Source organism: Dermacoccus barathri, assembly GCF_015070805.1.
GTDB lineage: Bacteria > Actinomycetota > Actinomycetes > Actinomycetales > Dermatophilaceae > Dermacoccus > Dermacoccus abyssi.
Window position 1 is genome coordinate 254287 of the sequence record NZ_JADCTK010000002.1, and the last position, 14903, is coordinate 269189.

The following is a 14903-nucleotide window of genomic DNA, read 5'->3' on the forward strand; positions in this document are numbered from 1 at the left end:
CGCAGCATCAGTTCTTGGCCTGAGGAGGTCATTCCCATGGAGATCACCGTTACCGGTCGCCACGTCGAGGTTCCCGCCCGCTTCCACCGCCACGCGGAGGAAAAGCTGGCAAAGGTTCCGCAGCTCGACCCGCGCGTCGTGCGCTGTGACGTCGTCGTCACACACGAACCGAACCCGCGACGTGCGAAAGAGGCGTACCGCATCGAGGTGACCTGCCGCGCCAAGCGCTCGGTCATCCGAGCTGAGGCAGCGGCGGACGAGGAGTACGCGGCACTCGATCTCGTCATGGCCAAGCTGGGTGAGCGTCTGCGTCGCCAGCACGACCGCAGGCGTGTGCACCGCGGCCACGCGCGCCCCACCTCCGTCGCCGAGGCAACGGCCGACCTCGGACTGCTCGAGGTCATGCCCGACCTCAGCGACAACGCGGACGAAGCACCCGCTGCGCTCGGACAGGACCCGGACTGCCCGGTCCAGCTGCGTGAGAAGGTTCACCAGAGTGCGCCCATGAACGTCGATGAAGCTCTGCGCGAAATGGAGCTCGTCGGCCACGACTTCTACCTCTACCAGGACAAGGAGACGGGGCGTCCCAGCCTCGTCTACCGCCGTCGCGGTTGGTCCTACGGCGTCATCCACCTCGACGTGACCGAGGAGGTCGCGGAGGACGACGAGGCCACCGCCTGAGACCGGCGGACTCGACCGCGGGGCCGTTCGCACACCGTGCGGGCGGTCCCGCGGCCGTTCGCCCCCAGGGTCGCTCCCGTGAGGATCGGTGACAATGGAGCGCATGTCAGGTGATGTCGTCGCGACCATCGTGGTCGAAGACCGGCAGATCGCGGTGCACGAGCCCTCGTCCATCGCTTCCCTTCGACGCCTTGTCGCACTCGCCCGTACGGAGGACGTCGCGGCGGTCGTCGATCCGGCCGACGAAGCAGTCCTGGAACGACTGGTCGGCGCCGGTGTTGCAGCCTTCTTCCCCTACGTGCCCTCGCACGACGAACTGACCGAGGCCGCCGGGGCGCTCGCGGTCGCGGGCAGTTATGCCCACCCTGACCTCACTCAGGCGTTGCTGCGTCTGGCGCGACGGGCTCTGCGGCCGGACAGCGTGCTCGACGTCCTGACCGCGCGTGAAGTCGAGGTCCTCCGCCTGCTCGCCGGTGGACAGGCCAACCGCGCCATCGCGGCGCGCCTGTTCATCTCGGAGCACACCGTGCGCAATCACCTCGCGCGCATCTACCGCAAGCTCGACGTCACGACGCGTCGGGAAGCGGTCGACCTGACCCGCGAGGCGTTGTCGGACGCCTCGCCGCGGGAGGAGCGCGAGGGGCGCCGCTGGAGCGACTAGGCTTAGGGAACTGTGCGTCCGTCTCGGGCGTACTACGTCAGTGTGAGGCCGCGGGCCGCTGCCCTCACCGACCATCGATCTACGGAGTTGTCGAGTGCCCAAGGTTGTCGAACGTGTTCTGCGTGCCGGCGAAGGCCGAACGCTGAAGAAGCTCGAAGCGATCGCCGCTCAGGTGAACGTCGTCGAGGAGGACTTCGAGAAGCTCACCGACGCCGAACTGCGCGAAGAGACCGACCGCTTCCGCGCCCGTCTCAAGGACGGTGCCACGCTCGACGACATCATGCCGGAGGCCTTCGCAGCCGTCCGTGAGGCGAGCCGTCGCACCATCGGCAAGCGTCACTTCGACGTCCAGCTCATGGGTGGCGCAGCCCTCCACATGGGCAACGTGGCCGAGATGCGCACCGGTGAGGGCAAGACCCTCGTCGCGACGCTGCCGAGCTACCTCAACGCACTCGAGGGCAAGGGCGTCCACGTCGTCACGGTCAACGACTACCTCGCCGAGTACCAGTCGGAGCTCATGGGCCGGGTGCACCGCGCCCTCGGCCTCGAGACCGGCTGCATCCTTTCCTCGATGACGCCGGCGCAGCGACGCGAGCAGTACGCCAAGGACATCACCTACGGCACGAACAACGAGTTCGGCTTCGACTACCTGCGTGACAACATGGCGTGGTCGCCCGAGGAGCTCGTGCAGCGCGGACACAACTTCGCCATCGTCGACGAGGTCGACTCGATCCTCATCGACGAGGCTCGCACGCCGCTCATCATCTCCGGCCCGGCCGACGCGGCCACGAAGTGGTACGTCGAGTTCGCCGGCATCGTCGAGCACCTGACGCGCGCCGAGAAGTCGAAGGAAGGCAAGATCGTCAAGGCCGGCGACTACGAGGTCGACGAGAAGAAGAAGACGGTCGGTCTGCTCGAGTCCGGCATCGAGAAGGTCGAGGACCTGCTCGGCATCGAGAACCTCTACGAGGCGGAGAACACGCCGCTCATCGGCTACCTCAACAACGCCATCAAGGCGAAGGAGCTGTTCAAGCGCGACAAGGACTACGTCGCGATGAACGGCGAGATCATGATCGTCGACGAGCACACCGGGCGTATGCTCGCGGGCCGTCGCTACAACGAGGGCGTCCACCAGGCCATCGAGGCCAAGGAGGGCGTGGAGATCCAGAACGAGAACCAGACTCTCGCGACGGTGACCCTGCAGAACTACTTCCGCATGTACGACAAGCTCTCGGGCATGACGGGTACAGCGCAGACCGAGGCCGCGGAGCTGTACCAGATCTACAAGTTGGGCGTCATCACGATCCCGACGAACAACCCGCCCCAGCGTGTCGACCAGGCCGACCGCATCTACCGCACCGAGGACGCGAAGTTCCGCGCCGTCGTCGACGACATCAGCGAGCGTCACCGCAAGGGCCAGCCCGTTCTCGTCGGTACGACGAGCGTCGAGAAGTCCGAGAAGCTGTCGGAGCTCCTGCGCCGCAAGGGCGTGGCGCACGAGGTTCTCAACGCCAAGCACCACGAGCGTGAGGCCGCCATCGTCGCGCAGGCGGGCCGCAAGGGCGGCGTCACCGTCGCCACGAACATGGCCGGTCGAGGCACCGACATCATGCTCGGTGGTAACCCCGAGTTCATGGCCGTGGCGGCGCTCAAGCAGCGCGGACTCGACCCGGAGGAGACTCCGGAGGAGTACGAGGCGAGCTGGGACGAGGCACTTGAGAAGGCCGAGAAGGCCGTCAAGGCCGAGCACGACGCCGTGACGGAACTCGGCGGCCTCTACGTGCTGGGCACCGAGCGTCACGAATCGCGACGTATCGACAACCAGCTGCGGGGACGATCCGGTCGTCAGGGTGACCCGGGGGAGTCGCGCTTCTACCTGTCGTTGCAGGACGACCTCATGCGTCTGTTCAACGCCGGCCTCGTCGACCGCTTCATGTCGACGTCGGGCATGGACGACGACCAGCCGATCGAGAACAAGATCGTCTCGCGTTCGATCCAGTCCGCTCAGGGCCAGGTCGAGAGCCAGAACTTCGAGATCCGCAAGAACGTTCTCAAGTACGACGACGTCCTCAACCGCCAGCGCGAGACGATCTATGCCGAGCGCAAGCGCGTCGTCGAGGGCGACATCGAAGGCCAGATGCGTCACTTCATCAACAACACGATCGACGCCTACATCGACGTCGCCACGGCCTCCGGTTTCTCCGAGGACTGGGATCTCGAGAAGCTCTGGGGAGCGCTCCAGGAGTTGTACCCGGTCTCGATCTCCCTCGACGAGCTCGAGTCGGAATTCGGTGGCCGCGCGGGTATCACCCCGGAGATCCTCGGTGAGGAACTTCGCTCCGACGCGCAGCACGCCTTCGACGACCGCACCGCCTACCTCGGCACGACGGTGGCGCGTGAGGTGGAACGTCGCGTCGTCCTCACGGTTCTCGACCGACAGTGGCGTGAGCACCTCTACGAGATGGACTACCTCAAGGAAGGTATCCACCTGCGTCAGATGGCGCAGCGCGACCCTCTCGTCGAGTACCAGCGTGAGGGCTACCAGATGTTCGACGCCATGACCGAGGCGGTCAAGGAGGAGTCGGTTCAGCTGTTCTTCAACGTGCAGGTGGATCCCGACGAGATCGAGGCTTCCACGCCGGGGCCGAAGCAGCAGGAGATGCACTTCACCGCCCCGAACGAGGAGGGGCTCGCCGAGGAGCACCGCGTTGCGGCCGACGGCCACGTTATGGACGAGGACGAGGAGAAGTCGCGTGAGCAGCGTCGCGCCGCCGATCGCTCCCGTAAGCAGAAGGGCTCCAAGGGCGGCAAGAACACCAAGGGCTCGAAGAAGCGCAAGCGCTGATCGCGATCGCGGCCACCTCAGAGCATTTCGAGCACCGTGACGACCCATCGGCCGTCGGTGCCGTTGAGGCGTAGAGCGATGGGCGTCGGACGACCGCCGATGCGTGCGACGACCGCTGCCTCGACCACCCCGTCGCACGGTTCGCAGACCCGTACTCGGCGCACCCGCGTCAGGCCGGCACGCGGGCCGCGCCGTAGGGCGGTGCGGTAGCGGCGCGTCAGACGGCCGAGCACGTCGCCGTCGACGTGCCGCGCCAGTTGCGTGGGCGGCCTTCGTCCGTCGAGGCATTCGACGAGTGCCAAGGCGAATCGTTGGACCCACACGCGTGCATCGGGGAGCGCGGCCGACGGCGTGTGCTGTGGTCCGAACATGGGGTCGACGTCCTCGTCGACGCCGCAACGTCGCGCGTAGTCCGTGGCCAGGCGTGCACGGAGCTCGCCGGCTGTGGGTGCGGCGAGTTCACCGCGCAGCACTGCACTCACCTCCTCCGAACTGAGCACCGGTGGCATCTGGTTGGGACGTCGCTCGCCGACCCGTTGCAACGTGGTGGTCATCGGAGCGCTCCCACGCTGGCGCCGGGCACGCGAAGCACGTCGCCGACCTGGATGACGTCCGGGTTTGCCCGGAGGTCCGGATTGGCCTCGATCCAGGTGCCCACGGCGTCGGCCACGAGTTCGGCCGGGGCTCCTTCCGGGAGGTGCGCCGCCGCGATGGACCACAGGTTCTGTCCTCGAAGGACCACGTGGGTACCGGTCTCGGCGGCGCGTCCTGCAGGTACGACGAGGCGACAGCTGTGAGCGTCCACGGCTCGTGACGACGGCACCCAGCCAGGCTCGGGCGCAGGCCGACACTCCTGCGGCACCGTGGGGGAATCCGACGTGGGTGGTATCGCAAAGTCAGGTGTGGCCGAGGGCGACCCGTCGGGCACCTGTGGCGCGAAGTCGGGGGAGGGAGCCTGCGTCGTCGCTGTGACCGAGACGCCCGCGACGGGTGTGGCGCTCGCCGCCGCTGCACCGGACCCGACGAATGCAGCCAAGGCGAGGAAGAGCGAAGCGGCTCGTGCCCTCGCCGGGTTGCGGTGAGCTCGCTCCGTCGAGCCGTGTGCACCCGGTTCGGGGCGTGAACGCGGAGTCGCGAGGATGTCCAGGGCGGCTGCGCCACACACCCAGGCCAGTCGGAGGAGACAGGCGCCGGCCAGCGCGACGAACACCGAAGCCACGGCCTCGTCCGTCGTCTGTTGTGCCCGAGTTCCGAGCAGGTGTACGGCCGCCCACACGGCGCCGCCGAAGCACACTGCGGAGGCGCCGCATGCGAACGTCGCCGCGAGCCGTCGCTCGCCGGCAGTGGTGTGAGTGGTCATCATGTCGCCTCTCTCGTGAATCGCGCCGGAGTCGTTCGAGGTGTTCCGACCGATCTTCTTCGCTGCTGATGAAGGTCACTCTATGGCGAACAGTGACAAATGATGTCGATTAATGACGAGCAATGTTTAGCGATGCCTGAGCGACGTGCGCGGTCAGCCCTCGATGCGGCACCGGAGAATCCCCGCTCGCCCGCGAGTCCGGGCTAGCGTTCAGCCATGCGCATGGACAGGTTGCTCGCCGATCTCGAGGCAGCGGAGGCTGCCCGACGCGCAGCACAGAGACGTGTCGAGATCGCTGAGGGCGTCCGCGCCGAACGGGCCGCCGTCACACTGGAGGACCGGCTGCGCGGCTCGCTCGGTTCCGACGTCGAGGTCGTTGCTGCGGCGCATCCGGTGCGGGGGCGACTCGTCGAGGTGGCCAGGGGGTGGATCGCGCTGGATCGCAGTACCAGGAAGGACGTGGTGCTCGGAGTCGACGACCTCGCGCGCCCGGGCTCCGTCGTGGTGGCCACCGCCGCGCTCGAGAGCGCTACCGGTCTGCGTGCCTCGCACCACAAGGACGATGCGCCGAGTGTGGGACGAACCTGGGGCTCGCTGCTCCGGGCGCTCGCCCGCTCACGAGTCACCGTCGTGTGGCGGACGACGAGTGGCAACGAGTTCACAGGTCTCGTCGATGCGGTCGGCGTCGATCACGCCGTGGTGAGACGCTCCGCAGGAACACCGGTCGTCCTGACGACACAGGCTGTGGCGTGCATCGAGGTGGGAGCCCGTCGGGGCGAGGACTACCGCTGAACGAGCGTCACAGGTCGTCGATGTGGCCCGAGGCCACCGCGTTGCGCGTTGCCTCGTACTGCCGCTCGATGTAGCGCTCGACCTCGTCGGCTTCGACGCGCCATTGGTTGTTGATCTTGATGGCGGGCAGCTCGCCGGACTTCACGAGGCCGTACACCTGGCGGGCCGAGACGTTGAGCGTCTCGGCGACATCGGCGATCTGAACGAAGCGCTGAGCCACGGGGCCTCCTCGGAGTCGAGCCTGCGGAATTCTTACCAAAATCTGACCATCATTCTAGGCCTGCGCCGAGACCCTCATCGCTGACGATGTCAGTGGCTGTGGACAACCGGTGAAGGGAGAGCGACGGTGCAGACACCGTGGGGCAAGAAGGTCGTGAGAACGACGGCGCGTGGTTCGAACGGTGAGGACGCGTCGGGCACGAGCAACGATTCGTCACGACGGGCCGGCGGATCCGGTGCGCGGTTCGTTCCTGCGAGCATCAAGGACGCTCGCTGGATCGTCGGGATCCTCCTGCTCGCTGTCGGTGTCATCGGCACTCTCCGTGTCATCTCCGGGCTCGACGACTCGGTCCAGGTCTGGACGGCGCGTACCAATCTCGTGCCGGGGCAGCGCCTTCAGGCGAGCGATGTCGTGCGCACTGCCGTGCGTCTCGACGAGGTCCAGTCGGTCTACCTCAGCGGTCCGGCGCCCTCGGGCGTCGTTCAGAGGCCCGTTGCGCGGGGTGAGCTCGTTCCGCGATCGGCGGTGGCCGACGCGAGCAGTGTCGACGTGCGCGCCGTCTCCGTGACGTTGGACCGCGGGCAGGCCGACGTCGTGCGCGCGGGCACGGACGTCGAGGTCTGGGTTGCCGACAAGTCGAGCGAGACGACGTCGAACAGCTTCGAACGGCCGAGACAGGTCATCGACCGAGCTCTCGTCTCGCGCATCGGCTCCGGCTCGGGCGGGGTGGTCGCCGTTGCCGACGGTCAGCCTGTCGAGCTCGTCGTGCCGCGAGCATCGCTCGCCGAGATCATCGACGCGGTGAACTCGGGCTCGCGGATCACCCTCGTGCCTCTGGCCGGGAGTCGACGCTCATGACGAGCGTCGCCACAGCCATCTCCGCCCGGCTCGAAGCGCGGTTCGCCGCTGAACTCGAGGATGTCGAGGACGCGGAACTGGTGCGTCGTTGTGCCGACGTGGAGGAACTCCTCACCGTGGCCGAGGCCGGGAACGTCACCGTCGCCGCGATCAGCCCTGATTTCCCGGGAATGAACGGCAGTGTCGTCGCCGAACTCGCACTGCGCGGAACCTCCGTCCTCGGCGTCGTCGCTCCCACGTCCCCGACCGACGCCCGTCAGTGTGAGGCCTGGGCTCTGAGTCACGTTCATCTGGTCGGTTCGGGCGAGCTGGAGCAGCTCGTCCGGTCACTGGAGCGTTCGCCCGTGACGGTGGGCGGCGCGGGGCTCTCGGTCACCACCGAAGAGGTGGGTGAGGAGGCGGACACCCCGTCCACCTCCTCGCAGCGAGCCACTGTCGGACCCGCCTCGACCTCGCCCGATGCCGGGCACCGCGCGACCGTCGTGACCGTGTGGGGACCGGCCGGGTCTCCCGGTCGCACGACGTGCGCAACACACCTCGCACACGCACTCTCGCAGGACGGCCCCACCCTTCTCATCGACGCGGACACCGTGGCGCCGGCCTGTGCTCCGGTCCTCGGTCTCCTCGACGAAGCGCCCGGTCTGCTCGCCGCAGCGAGGCTCGTGGATGCAGGGACGCTGAACCTGTCGCAGCTGCGTGGACTCACGGTCACCCTCGACGAGGGCTTCGACGTCCTGACGGGCATCGGCCGCGCGTCACGCTGGCACGAGCTCAGTCGGTTTCATCTCGGCGCGGTACTCGACCAGGCCGTCACGGGGTACCGGTGGATCGTCCTCGACATCGCGAGCGACCTCAGCGTCGACGAGTCACTGCTGTACGACACCGTGGCTCCGGTGCGCGCCGCGGCCGGCATCGAAGCGGTGGAGCGCAGTGACGTGTTGCTGGCCCTCGCGGCCTGCGACCCGATCGGGTTGCAGCGTTTCGTCGTCGAGTGGGAACAGATGGGGAGTTCGCATCCGGCCACGCGCGTCGTCATCTCGAAGGCCCGCGAGCAGGCTGTCGGCGGCGCACCCGAGAAGGTGGTGGCGAAGGCGCTTGCGCGGTTCGCCGACGTCGATCCGGTGGCGGTGCTGCCCGATGCGCGCGACGAATTGGACGGCGCCCTTCTGCTCGGGAAGCTGTTGTCGACCACACGACCTGACAGCGCGTACGTGGCGGCGGTTGCACGGGTCGCGGCGAGCCTCGGGGCGACCGCCGGGCCACCTGCGACCCGCCGCGGTCTGCGCCGGTTGCGGGCCCGTCGCTAGGGTGTGGCACGTACGCAAACCAGCGAGGAGCGCCCGCCCATGATCCGTGCCTACATGCCTGTCGACGCCGACGCACTCGACACCTTGTCCCGGGAGGGATCGGTTCCGGCCACCCATGTCGTGAGCGTGACGCCCGGAGTGCGAGCACTCGCACCGGACGGCGACGAGGAACTGCACGAGTACCTCGCCTGCCAGCTCGCCGCAGCCGCAGCCACCAGTGACCCCGTGGCGGTTCTCGCGTTCGATGTGCGGCCCGAGCGCGTGGAGGACGCGGAGGGCCACGTGGGTGCGATCTCGCTCCTGGGCGACGTCGGTCTGCGGGATGTCGCGTGCTTCCTCGTCGCGGACCCGGGCGCGCGTGTGCAGGAGGACGCCGAGCTCGAACTGAGCTGGTACGACGCAGGGGAGCGTGACAGCGTGCGTGCACTCCTGAGCAGCTGACCGCTCGGGGCGACGCGCCCACCCATGTGGTCGGTCAGCGCAGCATCCGGTCGTCACCGACACGGTCGAGACATCGGGTGAGGAAGCGCTCGAGACGTGTTGCCGAGTCGCCCAGGGCGTCGAACGACACCTCCTGGCCGGCCACGAGCGGGCCGAGACGAAGGTAACCGTGACGGTACGCGGCGAGAACGCGGCTGAGACGGTCGAGGGCGTCGGCCACCGACGTGACGAGCGCGCCGCAATGTTGGGGCCCGGTTTCACCGATGCGCAGAGCCCGCAGTTCGTCACGGACGTCGTCGATTGCTTCACCGGCCCGACGAACCGAAACCGCGTTGCCCGGCAGGCGGCCTGATTCGATCTGACGCCGTAGCCCGGCCTGGGCCCGTCGCGTCACGAGGGGAGGGAAAGGCCCCGTGCGAGGAGCGGTGAACGACGGTGCGGGCTGCCCGGCGAGTTCGGCGCCCGCGGCGTCACTCAGTTGTTCGCTCAGGGACTCGACGACGCGGTCGAACGCCTCACCGTTCAGTGCCGTCGCAGGGTCGAACGGGATGTCGAGCAGGCGCAGCGCACAACGCGTCAGGTGGGTGGCGACGTCACGACTCGTAAGGCTGGCAGCAGGCATACCCCCAGCGTATGAGCAGGGCGGAATCTCGGCGTCGGCGTACTGGCCGCGCCTGGGGATAACCCCGGTGGGGCGAGGGCCCGGCAACACCGCTCGCCCTCGACTCGGACTCGGGTGTCCGCGCGCGTTAGAGTCGCCTAGGTGGCACAGCGTCGTGCCGCTTCTTCGTCCTGCCAGGAGAGGTCATGTCTGTCGAGGCTTCCACGCCCGTCCTGTCCGAAGTCGCCGAACGTGTCGGTGTCACGCTCGAGGTCGCTCAGGGGGTGTTGGGCGACATTCCGGCCGCGGAGCTGGAGGGCAAATCCCTCGAGCACCTCGCGTGGATCGTGCGAGGGCAGTGCAGGGCCGCGGCCGAGCGACGCCAGGGGGAGCCGGTCGTCGTCGTCGAGGAGGAACTGCCGCGCTCGCTCGTCGCGGACGCGGTGGAGCACGCGGGTGTCTCCAGCCTGACCTCGGGTGTCGTGGTCCGCGTCGTCACGGACGACACCGCTTTCGTCGTGGATTCACTCGTGGCAGCGTTCACGGCTCGAGGTGCGGGCATCGGGGATCTCGTCCACCCGCAGATGCGTGCCGTGCGTGACGATGCCGGTCGCCTCATCACGGCGACGCGAAATCGCAAGCGTCAGGGTGCGGTCCGTCTGCCCGGTCACAGCGATGAGCTTCCCGCGGGCGCGCATGAGGTCGCGGAGTCGTGGGTCTATCTCCACCTCTCGCCTGAGGGCGAGTTCGACGGCAGCCAAGACATGGTGGAGACCGTGCACAAGGTCCTTCGCGACGTGCGCCTGGCTTCCGAGGACTGGCAGAGCATGCGTGACATGGCCCTCCAGACGGCCGACGACCTCGAGAACGACCCGCCCGTGAGTGTTCCCGAGTTCGCCACGGCTGACGTGCGCCGCTTCCTGCACTGGCTGGCCGACGACAACTTCACCTTCCTCGGCTACCGGGAGTACGAGTTGGCCACCATGGACGAGGAGGATGTCCTGCGGCCCGTGGAGGGCACCGCCCTCGGCATCCTGCGCAGCGCATCGGGTTCGGCCACCGGGTTCGAGCGCATGACGCCGGAGAGCCGCGCCATGGCACGCTCCCCGCAGCTGCTCATGCTGACCAAGGCCAACTCGCGCTCACGTGTTCACCGTGATGCCTACCTCGATTACGTCGGCGTGAAGACCTTCGACGCGGAAGGCAACGTCACCGGGGAACGCCGCTTCCTCGGTCTGCACACGGCCCGCACCTACGCGGCACCGACGTCGACCGTTCCGGTCGTTGCCGAGCGGGTTGCGAAGGTCGTGCGTCGAGCCGGGCACTCGCCCGACTCCCACTCCGGACGTGACTTGCTCAACGTCCTCGAGAACTACCCGCGCGACGAACTGTTCCAGACGTCGTCCGCGCGCCTCTACGACATCGCCACGGAGGTCGTGCGCCTCCAGGAGCGCCGCCACGTCGGCGTCTTCACACGCAATGACGACTACGGGCGCTTCGTCGCCGTCCTGGTGTACCTGCCGCGTGACCGGTACAACACCCGGGTGCGCGAATCCATTGCCGAGTTCCTTCGCGAAACCTACGGCGCGCAGAACGTCGACTACACGGCTCGGGTGAGCTCCGATGCGCTCGCCCGTATCTTCTACACGGTTCGCATGCCGCGCGGCGCCGCCATTCCCGACGTCACGCCCGAGCAGATTCGCGCTCACGTCCTGGAGACGACCCGGACGTGGACCGAGCGCGTCACGCATGCCGCGCAGGCGGAGGGTGAGCTCGACGGTTCGACGGCCCGCGCTCTCGTCACGCAGTACGGCACGGGCTTCTCGACGGCCTACTCCGAGGCGTTCTCGCCACGTCAGGCGGTGGCGGACATGCAACGCCTGGAGAGGCTGGGTGACGACGAATCCGCGCTCACGCTCTACGGCACCAAGAACCTCGACACCCGCGAACGTCGGCTCAAGATCTTCCGCAACGAACCCCTCATGCTCACCGAGGTCTTCCCGATCTTCACCCACCTCGGCGTGCAGGTTTCCGACGAGCGCCCGTACACGGTTCGACGCTCGGACGGTCGCACCTCGTACGTGTACGACTTCGGTCTGATCGCGGACCGCACGGCCATGTGGGGCAACACCCCGCAGGAGAGTTCGCGCCGCCGCACGAACGTGCAGGACACCGTTCTCGCGGCGTGGCGTGGGCAGGCCGAGAACGACGCCCTCAACCAGCTCGTTCTCGCTGCCGGGCTCACGTGGCGCCAGATCAGTCACCTGCGGGCCCTCGCCCGTTACATGCGCCAGATCGGCTTCTCGTTGAGCTACGAGTACGTCGTCGCGGCGCTGCTGGCCAACACCGACCTCACGTCGCTGCTCGTGCGTCTGTTCGAGGCGCGCTTCGACCCGACCCTCGACGACGCCGAGCGTGAGGCCCAGACGAAGGCGGTGCGTCAGCGTTTCTCCGACGGACTGGCCGACGTGGCGAGTCTCGACCACGACCGCATCCTGCGCACTCTCGAGGGTGTCATCATGGCGATCGTGCGCACCAACGCGTACACCCCGCGGGTCCTTTCCGGCGAGGTCGCCGAACTCGTCTTCAAGATCCGGTGCGCCGACGTGCCCGGCATCCCCGCACCGGTTCCGATGTTCGAACTGTGGGTCTACGGCCCGAAGGTCGAGGGTGTCCACCTGCGCTTCGGTCAGGTGGCGCGCGGCGGCCTGCGGTGGAGCGACCGGTTCGAGGACTTCCGCACCGAGGTGCTCGGCCTCGTCAAGGCGCAGATGGTCAAGAACGCCGTCATCGTGCCGACAGGATCGAAGGGCGGTTTCGTCGCGAAGCAGCTCCCGGACCCGAGCGACCGCGAAGCGTGGCTCGCCGCGGGCGTCGAGGCGTACGAGGCCTTCATCAGCGGCATGCTGTCGGTCACCGACAACCGTGACGGTGACGAGGTCATCCCCCCGAAGGACGTGGTGCGTTACGACAGCGACGACCCCTACCTCGTCGTCGCGGCCGACAAGGGCACCGCGGCCTTCTCCGACAAGGCCAACGCTGTGGCTCGTCGCGCAGGCTTCTGGCTGGACGACGCGTTCGCGTCCGGAGGCTCGAACGGGTACGACCACAAGGCCATGGGCATCACCGCCCGCGGTGCGTGGGAGTCGGTCAAGCGTCACTTCCGCGAGCTCGGGCACGACACCCAGAGCGAGGACTTCACGGTGGTCGGCGTCGGCGACATGAGCGGCGACGTGTTCGGCAACGGAATGCTCCTGTCGGAGCACATCCGCCTCGTCGCGGCGTTCGACCACCGCGACATCTTCATCGACCCGAACCCGGACGCGGCCACCTCCCACGCGGAGCGCAAGCGCCTGTTCGAGCTGCCGCGTTCGTCGTGGTCGGACTACTCACGTGACCTCATCTCCGAGGGCGGTGGAGTGTTCTCGCGCTCGGCCAAGCAGGTGCGCCTCACCCCGCAGATCCGCGAGGCCCTGGGTATCGAGGGCGACGTGAAGACGATGACGCCGAACGAGCTCATGCACGCCGTGCTGCTCGCTCCGGCCGACCTCTTCTGGAACGGTGGCATCGGCACGTACATCAAGGCATCGAGCGAGACCAGCGAGCAGATCGGCGACCGCGCCAACGACGCCATCCGTGTCGACGGGCGTGACCTGCGCGTCCGCGTCATCGGTGAGGGCGGCAACCTCGGCGTCAGCCAACTGGGGCGTATCGAGGCAGCGCAGAACGGCGTCAGTGTCAACACCGACGCCATCGACAACTCGGCGGGCGTCGACTCGAGCGACCACGAGGTCAACATCAAGATCCTCCTCGCCGATGTCGTACGCGACGGCGGGCTGACGATGGACGAACGCAACGAGCTTCTCGCGTCGATGACCGACGAGGTTGCCCACAAGGTGCTGCGTCACAACACCGACCAGAACACGCTGCTCGGCAATGCGCGCGTCCAGGCGCCGGCGATGCTGCACGTGCACCGTCGTCTCATCGACGCCCTCGAAGCGGACGGCTTCCTCGACCGCGAGCTCGAGTTCCTGCCGAACGACGTCGAGATCGACGAGCGGATCGAGGCCGGTGAGGGCCTGACCTCGCCGGAGTTCAGCGTGCTGCTCGCCTACGCGAAGCTGCGCCTGAAGGATCAGGTCCTCGCGAGCGACGTCGTCGACGACGAGTGGTTCGTCCGTGAACTGGCCGCCTACTTCCCGGACGCTTTGCGCACCAGGTACCCCGAGGCGATCGAGGCGCACGCACTGCGTCGCGAGATCATCACGAACTCGGTCGTCAACGGCCTCGTCAACCGCGGCGGCATCACGTTCGTCCACCGCGCGAGCGAGGAGACGGGGGCCCGCCCGGAGGAGATCGTGAAGGCGTTCGTCGTGGCCCGTGAGGTCTTCGACGCGCAGAGCTTCATCGACGAGGTCGAGGCACTCGACAACGTTGTGAGCACCGACGTCCAGTCCTCTCTGCTTCTGCGTCTGCGTCGTCTGCTCGACCGAGCCACCCGCTGGTTCGTCCATCACGAGGTGGAGCACACGTCGGTGTCGGCGCTCAGCGAGCGTTACGAGCCGTCCGTCAGCCGTCTCGCGCCGAAGGTTCCGGAGCTCGTCATCGGCGTGGGCCGGAAACAGTACGAGGACACGGCGGTGGGTCTCGTGGAACAGGGCGTTCCCGAGCAGTTGGCCCGACGGGCCGCCGCCCTGCTCGATCTGTTCGTCCTGCTCGACATCACGGATCTGGCGCACGAGATCGACGCCGACGTCGAAGCCGTGGCGAGCACGTACTTCCACGGTGCGGCGCAGATCGGTCTGGGACGCATGCTCGACGCCATCGCCGAGCTGCCGCGTGACGACCGGTGGGACGCACTGGCCCGCGGTGCGGTGCGTGACGACGCCTACGCGGTGCTCACCGACCTCACACGCGACGTCATGCTCGAGGCGCCGGAGGCCGGGTCCACCGAGGAGCGCTGGAACGCCTGGGCCGAGCGGCACGCGCTCGCGGTCGAGCGCGGCCGTGCGGCGATCGCCGGCGTCGAGCGGGCCGAATCGCGTCTCGCGCCGATGTCGGTCGCGCTGCGCACGCTGCGCACGCTGACGCGTGGCACCTCGGGCGACGCAGGGCAGGCCGAGCCGACCGCGTGAGC

At 67.9% G+C, this 14903-nt stretch carries 13 protein-coding genes; 9 read left to right on the forward strand and 4 right to left on the reverse strand.

Annotated features, from left to right (window positions below; translation table 11 throughout):
* The first annotated feature begins 36 nt into the window (after positions 1-36).
* The 3 genes from hpf (at position 37) to secA (ending at position 4187) form a co-directional block, all read left to right on the forward strand.
* Positions 37-681, forward strand: coding sequence for a ribosome hibernation-promoting factor, HPF/YfiA family (hpf, locus tag IM689_RS04230; RefSeq protein WP_187034420.1), 645 nt, complete (start codon positions 37-39; stop codon positions 679-681).
* A gap of 94 nt (positions 682-775) precedes the next feature.
* Positions 776-1342 carry a helix-turn-helix transcriptional regulator gene (locus tag IM689_RS04235; RefSeq protein ID WP_227484459.1) on the forward strand — a complete coding sequence of 189 codons (567 nt, stop codon included), beginning with the start codon at positions 776-778 and terminating at the stop codon, positions 1340-1342.
* A gap of 94 nt (positions 1343-1436) precedes the next feature.
* Positions 1437-4187: a preprotein translocase subunit SecA gene (secA, locus tag IM689_RS04240; protein WP_193643040.1), complete on the forward strand. Its 2751-nt coding sequence runs from the start codon at positions 1437-1439 to the stop codon at positions 4185-4187.
* Positions 4188-4204: 17 nt separating this feature from the next.
* On the opposite strand, the gene IM689_RS04245 is transcribed toward secA, so the two are convergent.
* The gene (locus IM689_RS04245; RefSeq protein WP_193643041.1) at positions 4205-4741 is read right to left on the reverse strand and encodes an Rv3235 family protein; all 537 of its coding nucleotides are present in this window, start codon (positions 4739-4741) and stop codon (positions 4205-4207) included.
* Positions 4738-5010, reverse strand: coding sequence for a LysM peptidoglycan-binding domain-containing protein (locus tag IM689_RS04250; protein WP_193643042.1), 273 nt, complete (start codon positions 5008-5010; stop codon positions 4738-4740). Before IM689_RS04250 ends, IM689_RS04245 begins: the two co-directional genes overlap by 4 nt.
* A 55-nt stretch (positions 5011-5065) precedes the next feature.
* On the opposite strand from IM689_RS04250, the gene IM689_RS04255 reads away from it, so the two are divergent.
* A complete protein-coding gene (locus tag IM689_RS04255; protein WP_193643043.1) occupies positions 5066-5269 on the forward strand; it encodes a hypothetical protein in 204 nt (67 codons plus the stop codon).
* A 494-nt stretch (positions 5270-5763) separates the two neighbouring features.
* Complete coding sequence (locus tag IM689_RS04260; protein ID WP_052947038.1) at positions 5764-6339, forward strand: hypothetical protein; 576 nt, start codon at positions 5764-5766, stop codon at positions 6337-6339.
* A 7-nt stretch (positions 6340-6346) separates the two neighbouring features.
* On the opposite strand, the gene IM689_RS04265 is transcribed toward IM689_RS04260, so the two are convergent.
* The gene (locus IM689_RS04265) at positions 6347-6559 is read right to left on the reverse strand and encodes a helix-turn-helix domain-containing protein (protein WP_047311915.1); all 213 of its coding nucleotides are present in this window, start codon (positions 6557-6559) and stop codon (positions 6347-6349) included.
* Between the two features lie 126 nt (positions 6560-6685).
* Between IM689_RS04265 and IM689_RS04270 the strand changes: the two genes are divergently transcribed.
* From IM689_RS04270 to IM689_RS04280, 3 genes are read left to right on the forward strand one after another with little or no spacing between them, the layout of a single operon-like run.
* Entirely contained in the window at positions 6686-7417 is a 732-nt protein-coding gene (locus IM689_RS04270) for a hypothetical protein (protein ID WP_052947039.1), read from the forward strand.
* Complete coding sequence (locus IM689_RS04275) at positions 7414-8724, forward strand: AAA family ATPase (protein ID WP_193643044.1); 1311 nt, start codon at positions 7414-7416, stop codon at positions 8722-8724. The genes IM689_RS04270 and IM689_RS04275 overlap by 4 nt, the downstream gene beginning before the upstream one ends.
* 39 nt (positions 8725-8763) lie before the next feature.
* Complete coding sequence (locus IM689_RS04280; protein WP_187034434.1) at positions 8764-9165, forward strand: DUF6912 family protein; 402 nt, start codon at positions 8764-8766, stop codon at positions 9163-9165.
* A 34-nt stretch (positions 9166-9199) separates the two neighbouring features.
* Here IM689_RS04280 and IM689_RS04285 read toward each other — a convergent pair whose 3' ends face one another.
* Entirely contained in the window at positions 9200-9787 is a 588-nt protein-coding gene (locus tag IM689_RS04285) for a hypothetical protein (protein WP_193643045.1), read from the reverse strand.
* A 185-nt stretch (positions 9788-9972) separates the two neighbouring features.
* Between IM689_RS04285 and IM689_RS04290 the strand changes: the two genes are divergently transcribed.
* Positions 9973-14901, forward strand: a complete 4929-nt coding sequence (locus tag IM689_RS04290; RefSeq protein ID WP_193643046.1) for an NAD-glutamate dehydrogenase — start codon at positions 9973-9975, stop codon at positions 14899-14901.
* Positions 14902-14903 lie beyond the last annotated feature (2 nt).